This is a genomic window from Spiroplasma melliferum KC3 (genome assembly GCF_000236085.2).
Classification (GTDB): domain Bacteria; phylum Bacillota_I; class Bacilli_A; order Mycoplasmatales; family Mycoplasmataceae; genus Spiroplasma; species Spiroplasma melliferum.
The window spans coordinates 65,647-79,677 of the sequence record NZ_AGBZ02000004.1 but is presented as its reverse complement, the minus strand read 5'-3'; the positions used below and the strand labels follow the sequence as shown (position 1 = coordinate 79,677).

The window sequence follows — 14,031 nt, the reverse complement described above, 5'->3', positions numbered from 1 at the left end:
TTTTAATAATCTCAACGATTGTCTTGTTGAGCCATTACAAAATCTTTATCAACAATATCTGATGATCAAACTTTATTAATTAAATCATCAGTAAAATACATTCAAGGTAATAATTTGTTAACATAAATTTTATGATCATTTACCCGTTGATTTGGGGTTGAAATAATGTGTGACCAATTCGCTAATTTAACTGCTTTTGACATATCTTTCCCAGAAATTACTACAATAGTTACTCCTTTTTCTTTTGCAATTGTTAATGCTTTATTAACTGCTTCATTATCACCGAATAATGAATAGGCTAAAATTAAATCATTTTTATTCATAAAACGAGAACGAACCATTAAGTCTTCTTCATTCTCATTTAGATTAAAAGCATTAAAGCCAAAACGATATAATTCTAACGCTAATGTTTGTGATAAAGCATTTGTTGAACCCATTCCAATTACAAAAATTCGATATGCTCCTTTAATTGCATTAATTGTTTGATTCATCTTTTCATTATTAATAATCGTATCATTTTGATTAAGAATATCAAAATATGTCTTCTTCATTAGACTTTCCATATTTTCAAAATCTAATGATTTAATTTCAATATCAGCAGCAATCGCAATTAAAAAGTCTCGATAACCATTAATTTGCATTTTTCGTAATAAACCATATATTGCACTATAACCAGTATTTACCTGCTGTGCTAAAACTTCAATATTCATTGTTGTTACTTCTTTCATATTTTCTTTAATATATTTAATAATTTCATTTTCTTTTTTAGTAAAATTCTTTGAATCAAATGTTTCTAATTTTGATAAAAATGATGCCATTTTATCTAGTCTCCTTTTATGTTGTTTTCCAGTAGTTCTTGTGCTGCTAACCGAGCAATCATTGCAGCATTATCCGTACAATATTCTAATTTTGGAATAATGACTTTTAAATTTGGTGCTGCCAAATTTAAAATTGCTGCTCGTAATGCGCTATTAGCTGAAACCCCACCGACTAACGTAACCATTTGCGGTTGAAAATTTTGAATTGCTAATTTTGTTTTTCGCATAATAATATCAACACATGTTTTTTGAAATGTCGCGCAAAAATTAGACAGGTTAATTTTAGTATTACGTTGTTCTTTTACAATTAAATTAGCCACGGCTGATTTTAATCCGCTAAAAGAGAAATTATAACTTTGGTCATTTAATGGTAATGGTAAGTGATATTGTGTTGTTGTACCTGTCGCTGCTAACTTATCAATAACTGGCCCGCCCGGATACCCTAAGTCCAACATTCGGGCAACCTTATCATAACATTCACCAATTGCATCATCCAATGTTGAGCCTAAAATTTCAAAATTCAAATGTTTTTTCATCAATATTAACTGAGTATGGCCACCACTAACTAGAACTGCTAAAAGAGGAAATAAAAAATCATTATTGATTGCACTAGCATAGATATGACCATATAAATGGTTTAAAGGTAAAATTGGAATTTCTAAATAATTAGACAATGTTTCTGCTATTATTTTCCCAATATGTAATGCTCCAATTAAACCTGGTTTTGCTGTGTATGCAATGTATTGTAACTCTGTTATATTAATCTTAGCTTTTTGCAAAGCTTCAAGTAAAACATAAGAAAAGTTTTTTAAATGTAACCGCGAAGCAAGTTCTGGAACAACTCCGCCATACTTTGTATGTTCTTTAATTTGTGACGAAATAATATTTGCTAAAATTTTTCCATTCTTAAAAATCGCAATACTAGTTTCGTCACAGCTTGTCTCAATTGCAAGAATTACCATTTCATACACCTCCTCATTATTATATAATAATTTTCCCTTAAAATACTAAGAAAGAAACAAGTATCAAAAATATACAAAAAAATAATAGATAAATCTATTATTTTTTAATTTTTGTATATTTAATAAAATTACCCTAAATAACCTTGTTATCCTTCATTACTTTTTCAATCCCTGCAATTGCTGCGTCTTCATCAGAACCAGTTGCAACAATTTCTACTTCTGCACCTTGATGAATTCCTAACGCAATAATAGTCATGATTGATTTTAAGTTACCAGTTTTTCCTCCTGAGAAAATAGTAATATCTGACTGGTATTTGCCTGCTTCTCCTACAATTAATGCTGCTGGACGTGCATGCATCCCAACAGGATCAGCGATAACAGCTTTAAATGATGCCATTAAATTTCCTCCTTTAAAATATACTCACTTATTATATCAAAAAAAATAAAAATAAGTATATTATCCCTTAACAATTTTTTATGTTTTTAAATAAAAATTTCAAATAATTGACATTATTATTTTCTTTTATTATTCTACTTTTTTAATTGCTTGACTATCTGCTGAAATAATTTTGATATTATAAGGACTCGGAAAAGCAATTTGTACATTTTGGGCAATGATTTTAACAACAACTCCAATTCCAAATAATTCATGACTAACAGTATCATTTACTTTTCATGGATTAGATTTAAAAGATGACTCAAGGTTTTTATTAAGATGAAAAGTAGTGCGTGATTGTTTTTCACTTTGATTATGAAAAGAAATAGTAATTGACTTTGGCTTACTAAACAACCTTTCACTATTAACTTTTTCATAAAAATCACCATTTAATTCTTTAATAAATCGTGATTCAAAGCGTTCATTACCCGTAATATATGAATAACCATCAGCATAACTTATAAACAACAATTCTTTTGCCCTTGTAATGGCAACGTATAAGGCTCGTCGTTCTTCTTCTAATTGTTCAGTTCCCATTTTAATAGCCTGCGTTGTTGGAAAGATTCCTTCATTTAAACCAACAATAAAAACAACCTTTTTTTCTAATCCCTTTGCATTATGAATTGTCATTAAAGAAATAGTATTATCAGTTAAATCATCACTATCACTGTCAGTTTGTAATGAAATCAATTGTAAATATTCACTTAATAATTCCGTTCCTTCTAAATCCTTATTTTGCTTATCAAATTTAACAACTGAAGCAATTAATTCTAAAATATTTTCTTCTCGTTCTTCTTCAAAGTTATCACGTAAGCGCTGCAAATAACCTGTTTTATCTAATAGTAGCACTAATAGGCTTTCAATTGACTTAGCGGTTGGTAATTGTCCCAATGCTATTACAATTGCTTCTCGCAGTTTATTTAAACTATGTTGAAGATTTAATGGTAACAAATCAAAATGTTGTTCCAATAATGTTGTAAACATTATTTGCTGTTCTTTTAATATTTGCATAATTTGTTCAAATGCTTTTGGTCCAATTTTTGGCGTTAACAACAAAATCCGTTCAATGGCTAAAGGATCATTATTCATAATTATTTTTAAAAAAGCAAGGGCATCTTTAATTTCTTTTCGTTCATAGAATTTAAAAGCACCAAAAATACGATATGAAAGGCCATAATCAGCAAGAGCTCCTTCTAAATCACGCGATAAGTAATTGGCACGATATAAAATTAAAATATCATTATAATTATAATTTTCTTCTTTCATTAAAGTTTTAATTTTATGAGCTACAAAATCACTTTCATCGCTACTATTAGCACCGTGATATAAAATTGGTAATTGACCTGAAGCTTTAATAGTAAATAAATCTTTTTCAATTCGATTTTTATTATGAATAATTAAATTATTAGCTAATGATAAAATATTTTGTGTTGACCGATAATTTTCATTTAAAATAATTGTTTGGGTGTGTGGAAAATACTTATCAAAATTTAAAATTAAATTAATTTTTGCTCCTCGCCACGAATAAATGGTTTGGTCAGGGTCACCAACAACGGTAATATTGTGATTGTCACCAACTAATCATTTAATAATATCAAATTGTAATTCATTAGTATCTTGAAATTCATCAACTAAAAAATAATCAAAACGATTTTGTCATTTTTTCAATACTTCCACATTATTTTTAAATAACTTATATGTTAATAAAATTAAATCATTAAAATCAACGCTATTTATCTCTCGTAAACGTTTTTCATAAACGTCATAAATTTCTGCTCATCGTACTTCATCCCCACTTGCCAATTGTTTTGCACTATTTGGACTAATAAAGTCATTTTTTCATTTGGAAATAAAATTCTTGACCATTTTTGCTTCTTGTGCATCATATTTCACAGGTAATGTTTTATAAATATTGCGGATGATGCTATCTTGATCTGCCATATCAATAATATTAAATTGCCGATCATAATTTAAATGAATAATATCTTCTCGTAAAATACGAACACATAGAGCGTGATAAGTTGCAATCAGACAACGCTGACCACTATTTCCAATCATATCAACAATACGTGTTTTCATTTCATTAGTAGCTTTATTAGTAAACGTAACAGCACAAATCCGTCATGGTTGCAAATTAGCATATTTAATTAAATATGCAATTTTATTAGTAATAATACGTGTTTTGCCACTTCCAGCGCCAGCAATAATTCGCACTGGTCCAGTAATTGCTAAAACAGCTTCGCGTTGATTTGGATTTAAATTTTCAATAAATTCATTGAGCATGATATTCTGCCTTTCTTTACAAACAATTACATTTTACCCTATAATTCATCAATTTCTTTTAATATTTCATCAGAAATATTTCCTGGTTGGTTTTCTTGCAAATGAATATGTTTTGTTTTTCTTGTTATTAATTTTTTTGGTTCTTTTGGTTCTTTTTTAGAAATGGGATTTTTCTTTACAGTAAATAAATGAAAATGACGATCAAATAAAATTTGATGGTTTGGATTTAATACTAAACCAAAGATTAAACCAATATATCATAAAAAATAAATTGTTGTTATAGTTCGAATAATAATTAATGCTATTGGATTTTTATTAGTTGCCCGAAACAAATCACTTAAACTAACTTTAAAAATTAAATTTAAACTTAAATTTGTTAATAAAACAACAAATCATGGTAAAAATGTAATAAATAACTCACGAGTAAAAATAACCGCTAATTTTAATTTTGTTTCACTAGTAACTAATTTAATTTGAAAACAAAACTTTCCAATTGTTTTACCATCTCAAAAATAAGGAATAAGAATAAAATAAAGAAAGAAAAGAACAAAAGTAATCCCAATAACTAAAATAGGAGCTCAAATTGTTCGAGCTTGATCTCAATATTTCATCGTTAAAGTTAGTGCTAAGGGAATTAAACTCGCTAAAATAATATCGAAAAAACGAGCAAAAATGACACGAACTGGACGCGCTAATTGATGAAGCTGATATTCTTCTTCCGGTTCTGATATCGTAGTAACGGTTGAATTTTTATTGTTTGCTAACTCTTGCATCATTTATTTTGTATTTTCCAGTTTTCAATGTTTAATAAAACCTTTAATATCAGCAACAATCATTTTAAATTGTGGTTCTTTCACATTTTTAATATATTTATTTTTCACAAAACTTTTATAACGACGTTCTAACTTGTTCTCGGCACTATGAATAGCTTTAATTAATAATCTTTTATTGTTTTGTAAACTAACAATTTCTAAAAATGTTATTAAGCAAAAACGAATAAAAGAATACTCTAATTCTTCTTGATATTCACGATATAAATTTAAATCACGATATAAATTAAAAATATAAATTCATTGTTTAATTAAATCAAAAACACTATAATTAACAATTCCTAAGTCATACTCAACTAAAACATCTTTAATTGCAACAAAACCACCAGTATAAACTAATGCGTTATAAATAAAGAAAGTATCGGTACGACGATAATCAAGTAATGTAATATTTTTTTGCAAAATAAGGTTTCGACGAAATATCTTTGTAAAAAGTGAAGAATTAATATATGCTAACACTTCTTTATTAGTTTTAGGTGATAGTAAAACATTACATTTATTTCAAATTTCGCTTTTTTCCTTTGAATTAGCATACTGTAAACGAAATTCAAGCATATCAATTTTTTTATGGTCAACTTGATATGTTTCAACTTTTTCTTTTAAAACTGCAACTGCTGTTTTATGAATTGTTTGTCCTTCATCAACAATCATAAAAAAATCTCCTTGCGCAATTGAAATAGCGGTATTAATGCCATATGAAAAACCTTGACTTCGTAAATTTGTAATTATTTGAATTTGTTTACCAATATTATTATAAAAACATTCATTCATAAATTCTAAGAGTGGTGATTTTGGTTGGAATCCACTATCATCAATTAAAACAATTTCATAATCATCACTTGTTTGTTCTTTAATTGATAGTAAAGTTTTCATTAATTTTGTCTGATTATTTTGTGCTACAATAAGAAATGATAAAAACATTGTAATCCCCTCTCTCAATCAATTCTTGCCATAATTATAACATTTTAATCTCTTTTTAGTATAATTATTATATTAGAAAAGTAAAATAATTGACAAGTTTAAAAAGAAGGATTCCTCAAATGCCAAATGAAACATTACAAAAAATTTTACAACAAAAAGAAATTACAACTGATGATCAAATAATATTTCGGACAATTTTTGATGTCTTAAGCACCTTGTTTACTGATGAAAATCATCTTTCAACTTTAACAAGTGGTTATAATATTAATCACTATCAGCAAGTTTGATTTCCTAATATTGTTCCTCTGCAGCAAAAAGAATTAGCAATTAAAAAAGGGTATGCAAATTATATGTCAGATGATTGAACTTACATTTACTATTTTAATGGCACAAACAATCTTATAAAACAACAAAAATTAGGCGAAAAACAATTGCATCATAAAACTCAATTAATTACTTTTGCAAAATTAAATGAAAAAAAATTCGGCATTGGTTATCATTTTGTTGGTGTTTTTACTTTTATTGGATTTCTTGATCAAGATTGCAAAACAATGATTTATCAAAAAATTAAAAATAGTTATCATTTTAATAAATAATTTAAAAAACCATACTTTCTTAGTATGGTTTTTTAAAATTGATAGTTATTATTTTTATTTGTTTTTGCTTCTAATCGTTGTTTTTTTATTAATTCTCGTGTCATTTTTTTAACTCGGGCATAATCAAACGGATTTCTTTTCCCTGCTCCAACTTTAATATGTTTGCCAAAAATATTAATTTTTCAAACTCAATTTCTTTGTTTAAATCGCATAATATCTCCCTTCATGTTAAACATAAAGCCCTATTTATTTATGATACACAATAATTACCGATTTTTCAATTTATTAACAAGAAAATTTAAGTTAAAACTTCATATCCAGTTGGTGTAATTAAAATGGTATCTTCAAAATGCGCACTGCATAAGTGCAAAGCTGACACTGGCGTTCAATTATCATCTAACATTTTAATTGATTTAGTTCCAATTTGAACCATTGGTTCAATACAAATTGTCATTCCAGCTTGTAAGCGCATTCCGACACCTGCTGTTCCAACATTAGGAATCATTGGATCTTCATGTAATTCTCGCCCAATCCCATGGCCGGTAAATTCAGTTGGCAAGAAAAAACCTTCTCCTTCAACATATGTTTGAATTGTTTCACCAATATCACCAATTCGCACTCCTGGTTTTAAAATTGCAGTTGCTTTTGCTAAGGCTGTTTCAGTAACAGTTAATAACTTCACATGTTCTGCTGTTCGCGGTTTACCAACAATTACAGTAAAAGCACCATCACTATTATAACCTTCATATGAACAACCTGCATCGACAGAAACAAGGTCACCCTCCATAAATGGCGTATGATTTGGAATTCCATGAACTAAAACTTCATTTAAAGAAACACAAATTGCAGCTGGAAAACCATATAAACCTTTAAAATTTGGTTCGCAATTATTTGCTCGAATAATTTCTTCTGCGCGATGATTAAGCATAATGCCTGTCATTCCTGGTTTAATCATCGCTTTTAATTCTTGGTGAATTTGTTTTAATGTTGTGCAAGCTTTGCGCATATATTCAATTTCTTGGTCTGTTTTAATTGTAATCATCGTTAAATTCCTTTCAGGTTTTATTTTATCATAAAAAGAAAAAAACTAACGATACAACAGTTAGTTTTTTGGTTTAGACTAATTCAATAATCACCATTGGAGCATTATCTCCTTTACGATTATCTAATTTTAAAATGCGTGTATAGCCACCATTACGAGTTTGATATTTTTTGGCAATGCCATTAAATAATTTTTGTAATGCAGTTTCTTTTTCATTTGCATCAATATCACGTAAAAAACTAGCAGCACGACGACGAGCATGTAAATCTTGTCGTTTCCCTAATGTAACTAATTTATCAACATGGCGGCGTAGTTCTTTTGCCCGTGTTTCTGTTACTTCTAAACGTTCATTAATAATTAACTCGGTTGCTAAATTACGCATTAAGCCATTTCTTCATGCAGTATTTTTCCCTCTTTTTTGTTGATATGACATCCTATTTCACCTCTCTTAATCACGTCGAAAGTGTAAACCTAATTGGGCCACTTTATCTTTAATTTCTGTTAATGATTTTTTCCCTAAGTTTCTAATTTCTTGAATTTCATCTTCTGATTTTGAAACTAAATCACGCAAGGTATCAATTTTTGCTCTTTTTAAACAATTTTGTGAACGTTGCGTAAATTCTAGTTCATCAATGCTACGCTCTAATTCATCTTCTTCAGCCTCTGCTTCCGATGAAATAATTTGGGTTGCTTTAATTGCTTCATTCAAGTTAACAAAAAATTCTAAATGCTCAGTAATAACTTTTGCTGCCATTGCAACAGCATTAACTGGCGTAATTGAACTATCAGTTTGAATTTCTAATTCTAATTTTTCTAAGTCAGCATTTTTTCCAACCTTTGTTGGATCAACATTATATGCCACACGCTGAATTGGACAATAGTTTGAATCAATGACAATTAAATCAGCATATTTTTTTTCTTTTTTATTATCTGTAAATGATTTATACCCACGTGAATTACGAGCATGTAACTCTAAATCTAATTCTCCACCTTTAGCAATTGTTGCTAATAATAAATCACCATTAATAACTTCTACTCCCGTTGGGACAACTAAATCTCTTGCGTAAATTTCTCCTTCTTTTGAAGAAACAACTTTTAAAATTACCGATTCTCCATCGGGAATAATATCTTGATTAATTTTTAATACTAAATTTTTAATATTTAAAATTATTTTTGTAACATGTTCAACAACACCGGGAATAGCAGTAAATTCATGCGAGGCACCTTTAATTCGAACAGCAAAAACGGCGGCTCCTGGTGTTGCTGATAGTAATGTTCGACGTATCGCATTTCCTAATGTTACACCAAATCCTCGTTCTAATGGTTCAACTAAAAATTTTCCGTAATTATTGGCTTTATCTTCTGCTTGTAATTTAAATTCTGGTCTAATAAATTGTTTCATCGCCTAATCTTTCTCCTATCCTCTTGGTCTTTTTGGTGGACGTGCCCCATTGTGAGGAATTGGCGTTACATCTTTAATTGAAGTGATTTCTAATCCAATTGCTTGAATGCTCCGTACCGCAGCATCACGCCCTGGGCCTGGCCCTTTTACTTCAACTTGAACACTACTCATTCCGTGTTCTTGGCTTGCTTTCCCAGCTGCTTCAGCAACCATTTGAGCAGCATAAGGAGTTGACTTTTTGCTTCCTTTAAAACCCATTGCCCCTGCTGATGCTCATGAAATGACATTACCCGCTTCATCAGAAAGGGTAACAATTGTATTATTGAAAGTTGAATGAATATGTGCAATTCCTTTTAGGACATTTTTTTTAACTTTTTTCTTATTCGTTTTTTTTCTAACAGCCATAATTGTTCTCCTTATCTACTATTTTTTCTTATTAGCAACTGTTTTACGTGGTCCTTTAACTGTTCGTGCATTTTGCTTTGACGACTGTCCGCGTGCAGGCAAACTTTTACGATGACGCATTCCACGATAACTACCAATTTCCATTAAACGTTTAATATTCAAGGCAACTTCACGTCGTAAGTCTCCTTCGGTTTTTAATTTGGCAATTTCATTTCTAATTGTTGTTAATTCATCTTCTGATAAATCTTTAACACGAATATCTTCTGATATTTTTGCTTCTTTTAAAATTTGTTGTGATTGTGGTTTTCCAATTCCATAAATATATGTTAACGCAATTACTACGCGCTTATCATTTGGAATATCTACTCCGCCAATACGTGCCATTTTCTTTTCCTCCCTTTTTAACCTTGTCGTTGTTTATGTTTTGGCTGTGAACAAATTATCATCACACGCCCTTTTCTTCTAATTACACGACATTTGTCGCAGATTTTTTTAACTGATGATCTTACTTTCATCGTGTATTCTCCTTTACCAAAATTTTTGTTATTTTGTTTATTTATGTCTAAAAACAATACGCCCACGTTCTAAGTCATAAGGTGACATTTCCACAACTACTGTATCGCCGGGTAAAATGCGAATGTAATTCATCCGGATTTTACCCGAAACGTGAGCTAAAATAGTTGCGCCATTTTCTAATTGCACCTTAAACATTGTATTTGGTAATACTTCTAAAATTGTTCCTTGTACTTCTAATAAATCAGTTTTGGCCATTTTATCTATTACCTCCAATCTCCGTTATTTTAAAACTGCCATAATTTGATCTCAAACAGCATGTCCTTCCATATCAGCATCAATAACGGTTAATACTTGCTGATTTAAATAATATTCAATTAACGGTGCAGTATCAGCATGATATGCCGCTAATCTAATTTTAATTTTTTCTTCGTTATCATCTTTTCGTTGTACTAATGGGGTTTGATCATCATCACAAATTCATGCTACTTTTGGTGGCAATGCTGTTTTATGATATGTTCGCCCACAAGTTAGACAAGTTAAACGTCCCGTAATTCGTTCGATTAACTTTGCTTCATCAATTTCAAAATATAACGTATGGTCAACTTTGCTATTTAGTTTTTGCAATAATTGATCTAATTTTTTTGCTTGTGCAATTGTGCGTGGAAAACCATCTCAAATTAAATCACCACTTACTATTTGTAAATGGTTTTCAACCATTTGAATCATAATATCATCCGGAACTAATTTTCCCTGGTCAGCATACTGTTGACACAAAATACCTAATGGTGTTTTTTGCTTAATATTATCTCGAATAATATTGCCAGTTGAAATATGAGTAAAACCAAACTTTTTGACTAAATGGTCTGATTGGGTTCCTTTTCCACTTCCAGGAGCTCCTAACAAAATAAAATTTCGCATTAACTTTCCTCTGGCTTTCTATCATAAATATGAATCTTTAGTATCATCAGTTAATTGTTGTGATTTTTTATCAATAAACGCTTGTTGCGTAATTCGCCCTTTAACTTGACGCATTGTTTCTAATGCTACTGATACCATAATAATTAACCCTGTTCCTCCAATTGCTAATGCACTTGGTAAAGCTGTTAATTTACTAATCACATAGGGTAAAATCGCAATTGCTGCTAAAAAGACTGATCCTAAAATACTTAAACGGTTGATTGTTCCTTTAATGTATTTTTCCGTTTCTTTCCCAGGGCGAACGCCAGGAATAAAAGTTCCGGCCTTCTGAAAATTCTCAGCAATTTTTTCAGGATTCATTTGTACTTGTGAATATAGGAAAGTAAATAAAATTGTTAAAATTGCATAAATAATAATTCCTGGTCATGTACTAAACGATAAATAATTATTTGTAAATTGCACAAAACCATTATTTGGATTACTTACACTAATAATTTGTGCAACAGTAATTGGGGCTGAAATTAATGCCGAGGCAAAAATTACGGGAATAACTCCGGCGGAATTAATTTTTAATGGTAAGAAGGGGCGGTTTTCTTCATTTCCTGATACTAAACCACTTCCTGTTTGCTGAATTGGCAATTTACGTTCTGATTCATTTAACATTACAACAAATAAAACAACCAATAAGAACATTACGACATACACTAAGAATTTTAAAATTCCATCAAATAATAAGTTAATATCTTCTTGTCCTGAAATTCAGAATTTAAAGGTTGTTTGTAAATTATTTGGTAATTGCGCAACAATTCCAGCAAAAATAATTAATGAGACCCCATTACCAATCCCTCTAATTGTCATTTGATCAGCTAATCAAAGCATTAACATTGTTCCTGCAATTAAGGCTGTCGGAACTAATGTATAATAAAAGATTGGACTTCCAGTTCCAAAATCAGATGAATCTCATTTTGGAGAAATAATGCCTTGGTTTGCCATAGTAAAAATTGTGGCAATTCCTTGCATAATTGCAAACGGAATTGTTAATCATTTTGTTAAACGATCTAATTTTTTCCGCCCACGTTCACCACTTTTTGCTCAGCGTGATAAGGGCGGAATTACATCGGTTGATAATAACTGCACAATAATAGATGCAGTAATATAAGGTGATACTCCTAAAGCTAAAATTGAAAACTTTCCAAGTGTTCCTCCCCCTAACATCGAAATCAAACTAAAGAACTGATCATTGTTTGATAAATCTTGAAAGTTAGGTGAAATTTTTACGCCTGGAACTGTTAAATAACTACCTAAACGAATTAAAACTAAAATTAATAAAGTAAAGCCAATTCGTTTAATCAAATCTTTATTTTTAACAAAAAAATTTGATGATTTAACAATGTCAACCTCACGATTACGGCGAGTTGTTTTTCTTTTTTTCGCTTTAGTTTTCACTATATTACCTCCACTTTTCCTCCAGCTTTTTCAATTGCTGTTTTTGCAGTTTGCGAAACTTTGTTAACTTTAACATTAACACTCTTAGATATTGTACCATTACCTAAGATTTTAATTAATTCTTTTTCATTTTTTAGCACTTTTTTGGCAACTAATGTTTGATGGTTAATTTCATTTAATCCTAACTTTTCCAAATCACTTAAGTTTAACAAGACATATTTTTTGGTTGTTAAATTAGTAAAACCAACCTTTGGTAAACGACGGAAGATTGGGGTTTGTCCCCCTTCAAATCCAGGGCGAACACCCCCACCTGTGCGGGCATTTTGCCCTTTATGTCCCTTACCAGCTGTTTTTCCTAATCCTGATGAAGTTCCTCGTCCTAGTCGTTTCTTACTATGACGGGCTCCATCAGTATACTGTAATTCGTTTAATTTCATTGTTCTGTCCTCTTATCCTTGTAACTCTTCTACGGTTTTACCACGTAATTTTGCAATTTGATCAATTGTTCGTAAATTACTTAAACCATCTAATGTTGCACGAATCATATTAATTGGGGTATTTGATCCTAATGATTTTGTATAAACATCTGCTAAACCTGCTAATTCAATCACAGCTCGGGCTGGCCCTCCAGCAATAACTCCTGTCCCTTTGCGAGCTGGTTTAATTAATACTTTTCCTGCTCCAAAATGACCAATAACTTCATGCGGAACAGTTGTTCCCACTAGTGGCACTTTTACTAATTGTTTTTTTGCCTCTTTAATTGCTTTTTTGATTGCATCAGGAACTTCGTTTGCTTTCCCAGTCCCAAAACCAACGCGACCTTTTTTATCACCAATCACAACAACTGCCGCAAAGCGGAAATGACGTCCTCCTTTTGTTACTTTAGTAACACGACGAATTGTTACGACTTTTTCTTCAAACATATTTTCATCGCCACGGCGATCATTACGCTCAAAACGTTGATTGCCTTGACGAGGATTATGTTGTGGCCCTTCTTTTTTTGCTGCTGGATGAACTGGGTTTCCTGTATTTGGTTTTAAATCTGTTTTATTCTCTGCCATATCTTCTTATTGCTCCTTTTAAAATTTCAATCCTGCTTTACGAGCAGCCTCTGCAAATGCTTTTACTTTTCCATGGTATAAATATCCACCACGATCAAATACTACCGTTGTAACTTTTTTTTCAAGTGCTTTTTTTGCAATTTCAGTGCCAACTTTTTCTGCCGCAGCGATATTGCTTCTTGATTTTAAACCAGCCATTTTTAATGTTGAGGCTGCAACAATTGTTTTTTGCTTCACATCATCAATTAATTGGGCATAAAAATGCCCATTTGATTTAAACACATTTAAACGAGGAACAGCTGTTGTACCATTAATTTTGGCACGAACACGAAAATGTCTTCTTTTTCGTTTTGCACTACGACTTTGACTTTGTAAATTTGCCATTGTTGATATTC

20 protein-coding genes are annotated in these 14,031 nt (G+C 30.5%); 1 reads left to right on the top strand and 19 read right to left on the bottom strand.

The window, feature by feature from the left end; all coding sequences use genetic code 4:
* Positions 1-2: 2 nt before the first annotated feature.
* From SPM_RS04730 to SPM_RS04705, 6 genes are all read right to left on the bottom strand, one after another.
* Complete coding sequence (locus SPM_RS04730) at positions 3-818, bottom strand: MurR/RpiR family transcriptional regulator (RefSeq protein ID WP_004028460.1); 816 nt, start codon at positions 816-818, stop codon at positions 3-5.
* Between the two features lie 5 nt (positions 819-823).
* Complete coding sequence (gene tsaD, locus SPM_RS04725) at positions 824-1,780, bottom strand: tRNA (adenosine(37)-N6)-threonylcarbamoyltransferase complex transferase subunit TsaD (protein ID WP_004028459.1); 957 nt, start codon at positions 1,778-1,780, stop codon at positions 824-826.
* Between the two features lie 133 nt (positions 1,781-1,913).
* On the bottom strand, positions 1,914-2,177 hold the full coding sequence (locus tag SPM_RS04720; protein ID WP_004028458.1) for an HPr family phosphocarrier protein: 264 nt from the start codon (positions 2,175-2,177) through the stop codon (positions 1,914-1,916).
* 129 nt (positions 2,178-2,306) lie between these two features.
* Positions 2,307-4,499: an ATP-dependent helicase gene (locus tag SPM_RS04715; protein ID WP_004028457.1), complete on the bottom strand. Its 2,193-nt coding sequence runs from the start codon at positions 4,497-4,499 to the stop codon at positions 2,307-2,309.
* Positions 4,500-4,537: 38 nt separating this feature from the next.
* On the bottom strand, positions 4,538-5,275 hold the full coding sequence (locus SPM_RS04710) for an RDD family protein (RefSeq protein ID WP_004028456.1): 738 nt from the start codon (positions 5,273-5,275) through the stop codon (positions 4,538-4,540).
* A complete protein-coding gene (locus tag SPM_RS04705) occupies positions 5,276-6,250 on the bottom strand; it encodes a glycosyltransferase family 2 protein (RefSeq protein ID WP_004028455.1) in 975 nt (324 codons plus the stop codon).
* A gap of 119 nt (positions 6,251-6,369) precedes the next feature.
* Here SPM_RS04705 and SPM_RS04700 point away from each other — a divergent pair, with 119 nt between their 5' ends.
* Positions 6,370-6,846, top strand: a complete 477-nt coding sequence (locus tag SPM_RS04700) for a hypothetical protein (protein WP_004028454.1) — start codon at positions 6,370-6,372, stop codon at positions 6,844-6,846.
* 32 nt (positions 6,847-6,878) lie between these two features.
* On the opposite strand, the gene SPM_RS04695 is transcribed toward SPM_RS04700, so the two are convergent.
* The 13 genes from SPM_RS04695 to rplR all read right to left on the bottom strand — a co-directional run bounded on the left by SPM_RS04695 (position 6,879) and on the right by rplR (position 14,020).
* Positions 6,879-7,058 (bottom strand): hypothetical protein, encoded by a 180-nt coding sequence (locus SPM_RS04695; protein WP_004028453.1) that lies wholly within the window; start codon positions 7,056-7,058, stop codon positions 6,879-6,881.
* An 86-nt stretch (positions 7,059-7,144) separates the two neighbouring features.
* The gene (map, locus tag SPM_RS04690; protein WP_004028452.1) at positions 7,145-7,888 is read right to left on the bottom strand and encodes a type I methionyl aminopeptidase; all 744 of its coding nucleotides are present in this window, start codon (positions 7,886-7,888) and stop codon (positions 7,145-7,147) included.
* A gap of 73 nt (positions 7,889-7,961) precedes the next feature.
* Positions 7,962-8,321, bottom strand: coding sequence for a 50S ribosomal protein L17 (rplQ, locus tag SPM_RS04685; RefSeq protein WP_004028451.1), 360 nt, complete (start codon positions 8,319-8,321; stop codon positions 7,962-7,964).
* A 15-nt stretch (positions 8,322-8,336) separates the two neighbouring features.
* Positions 8,337-9,290 carry a DNA-directed RNA polymerase subunit alpha gene (locus SPM_RS04680; protein WP_004028450.1) on the bottom strand — a complete coding sequence of 318 codons (954 nt, stop codon included), beginning with the start codon at positions 9,288-9,290 and terminating at the stop codon, positions 8,337-8,339.
* 15 nt (positions 9,291-9,305) lie between these two features.
* Positions 9,306-9,695: a 30S ribosomal protein S11 gene (rpsK, locus tag SPM_RS04675; RefSeq protein WP_004028449.1), complete on the bottom strand. Its 390-nt coding sequence runs from the start codon at positions 9,693-9,695 to the stop codon at positions 9,306-9,308.
* A gap of 18 nt (positions 9,696-9,713) precedes the next feature.
* On the bottom strand, positions 9,714-10,079 hold the full coding sequence (gene rpsM / locus SPM_RS04670; protein WP_004028448.1) for a 30S ribosomal protein S13: 366 nt from the start codon (positions 10,077-10,079) through the stop codon (positions 9,714-9,716).
* 17 nt (positions 10,080-10,096) lie between these two features.
* Entirely contained in the window at positions 10,097-10,210 is a 114-nt protein-coding gene (rpmJ, locus tag SPM_RS06450; RefSeq protein WP_004028447.1) for a 50S ribosomal protein L36, read from the bottom strand.
* A 37-nt stretch (positions 10,211-10,247) separates the two neighbouring features.
* Positions 10,248-10,466 (bottom strand): translation initiation factor IF-1, encoded by a 219-nt coding sequence (infA, locus tag SPM_RS04665; protein WP_004028446.1) that lies wholly within the window; start codon positions 10,464-10,466, stop codon positions 10,248-10,250.
* Positions 10,467-10,490: 24 nt separating this feature from the next.
* Positions 10,491-11,129, bottom strand: coding sequence for an adenylate kinase (locus tag SPM_RS04660; protein ID WP_004028445.1), 639 nt, complete (start codon positions 11,127-11,129; stop codon positions 10,491-10,493).
* 18 nt (positions 11,130-11,147) lie between these two features.
* The gene (secY, locus tag SPM_RS04655) at positions 11,148-12,575 is read right to left on the bottom strand and encodes a preprotein translocase subunit SecY (protein WP_004028444.1); all 1,428 of its coding nucleotides are present in this window, start codon (positions 12,573-12,575) and stop codon (positions 11,148-11,150) included.
* On the bottom strand, positions 12,575-13,012 hold the full coding sequence (rplO, locus tag SPM_RS04650; RefSeq protein WP_004028443.1) for a 50S ribosomal protein L15: 438 nt from the start codon (positions 13,010-13,012) through the stop codon (positions 12,575-12,577). The genes secY and rplO overlap by 1 nt, the downstream gene beginning before the upstream one ends.
* Before the next feature lie 12 nt (positions 13,013-13,024).
* Positions 13,025-13,636, bottom strand: a complete 612-nt coding sequence (gene rpsE, locus SPM_RS04645) for a 30S ribosomal protein S5 (protein ID WP_004028442.1) — start codon at positions 13,634-13,636, stop codon at positions 13,025-13,027.
* An 18-nt stretch (positions 13,637-13,654) separates the two neighbouring features.
* On the bottom strand, positions 13,655-14,020 hold the full coding sequence (rplR, locus tag SPM_RS04640) for a 50S ribosomal protein L18 (RefSeq protein WP_004028441.1): 366 nt from the start codon (positions 14,018-14,020) through the stop codon (positions 13,655-13,657).
* Positions 14,021-14,031 lie beyond the last annotated feature (11 nt).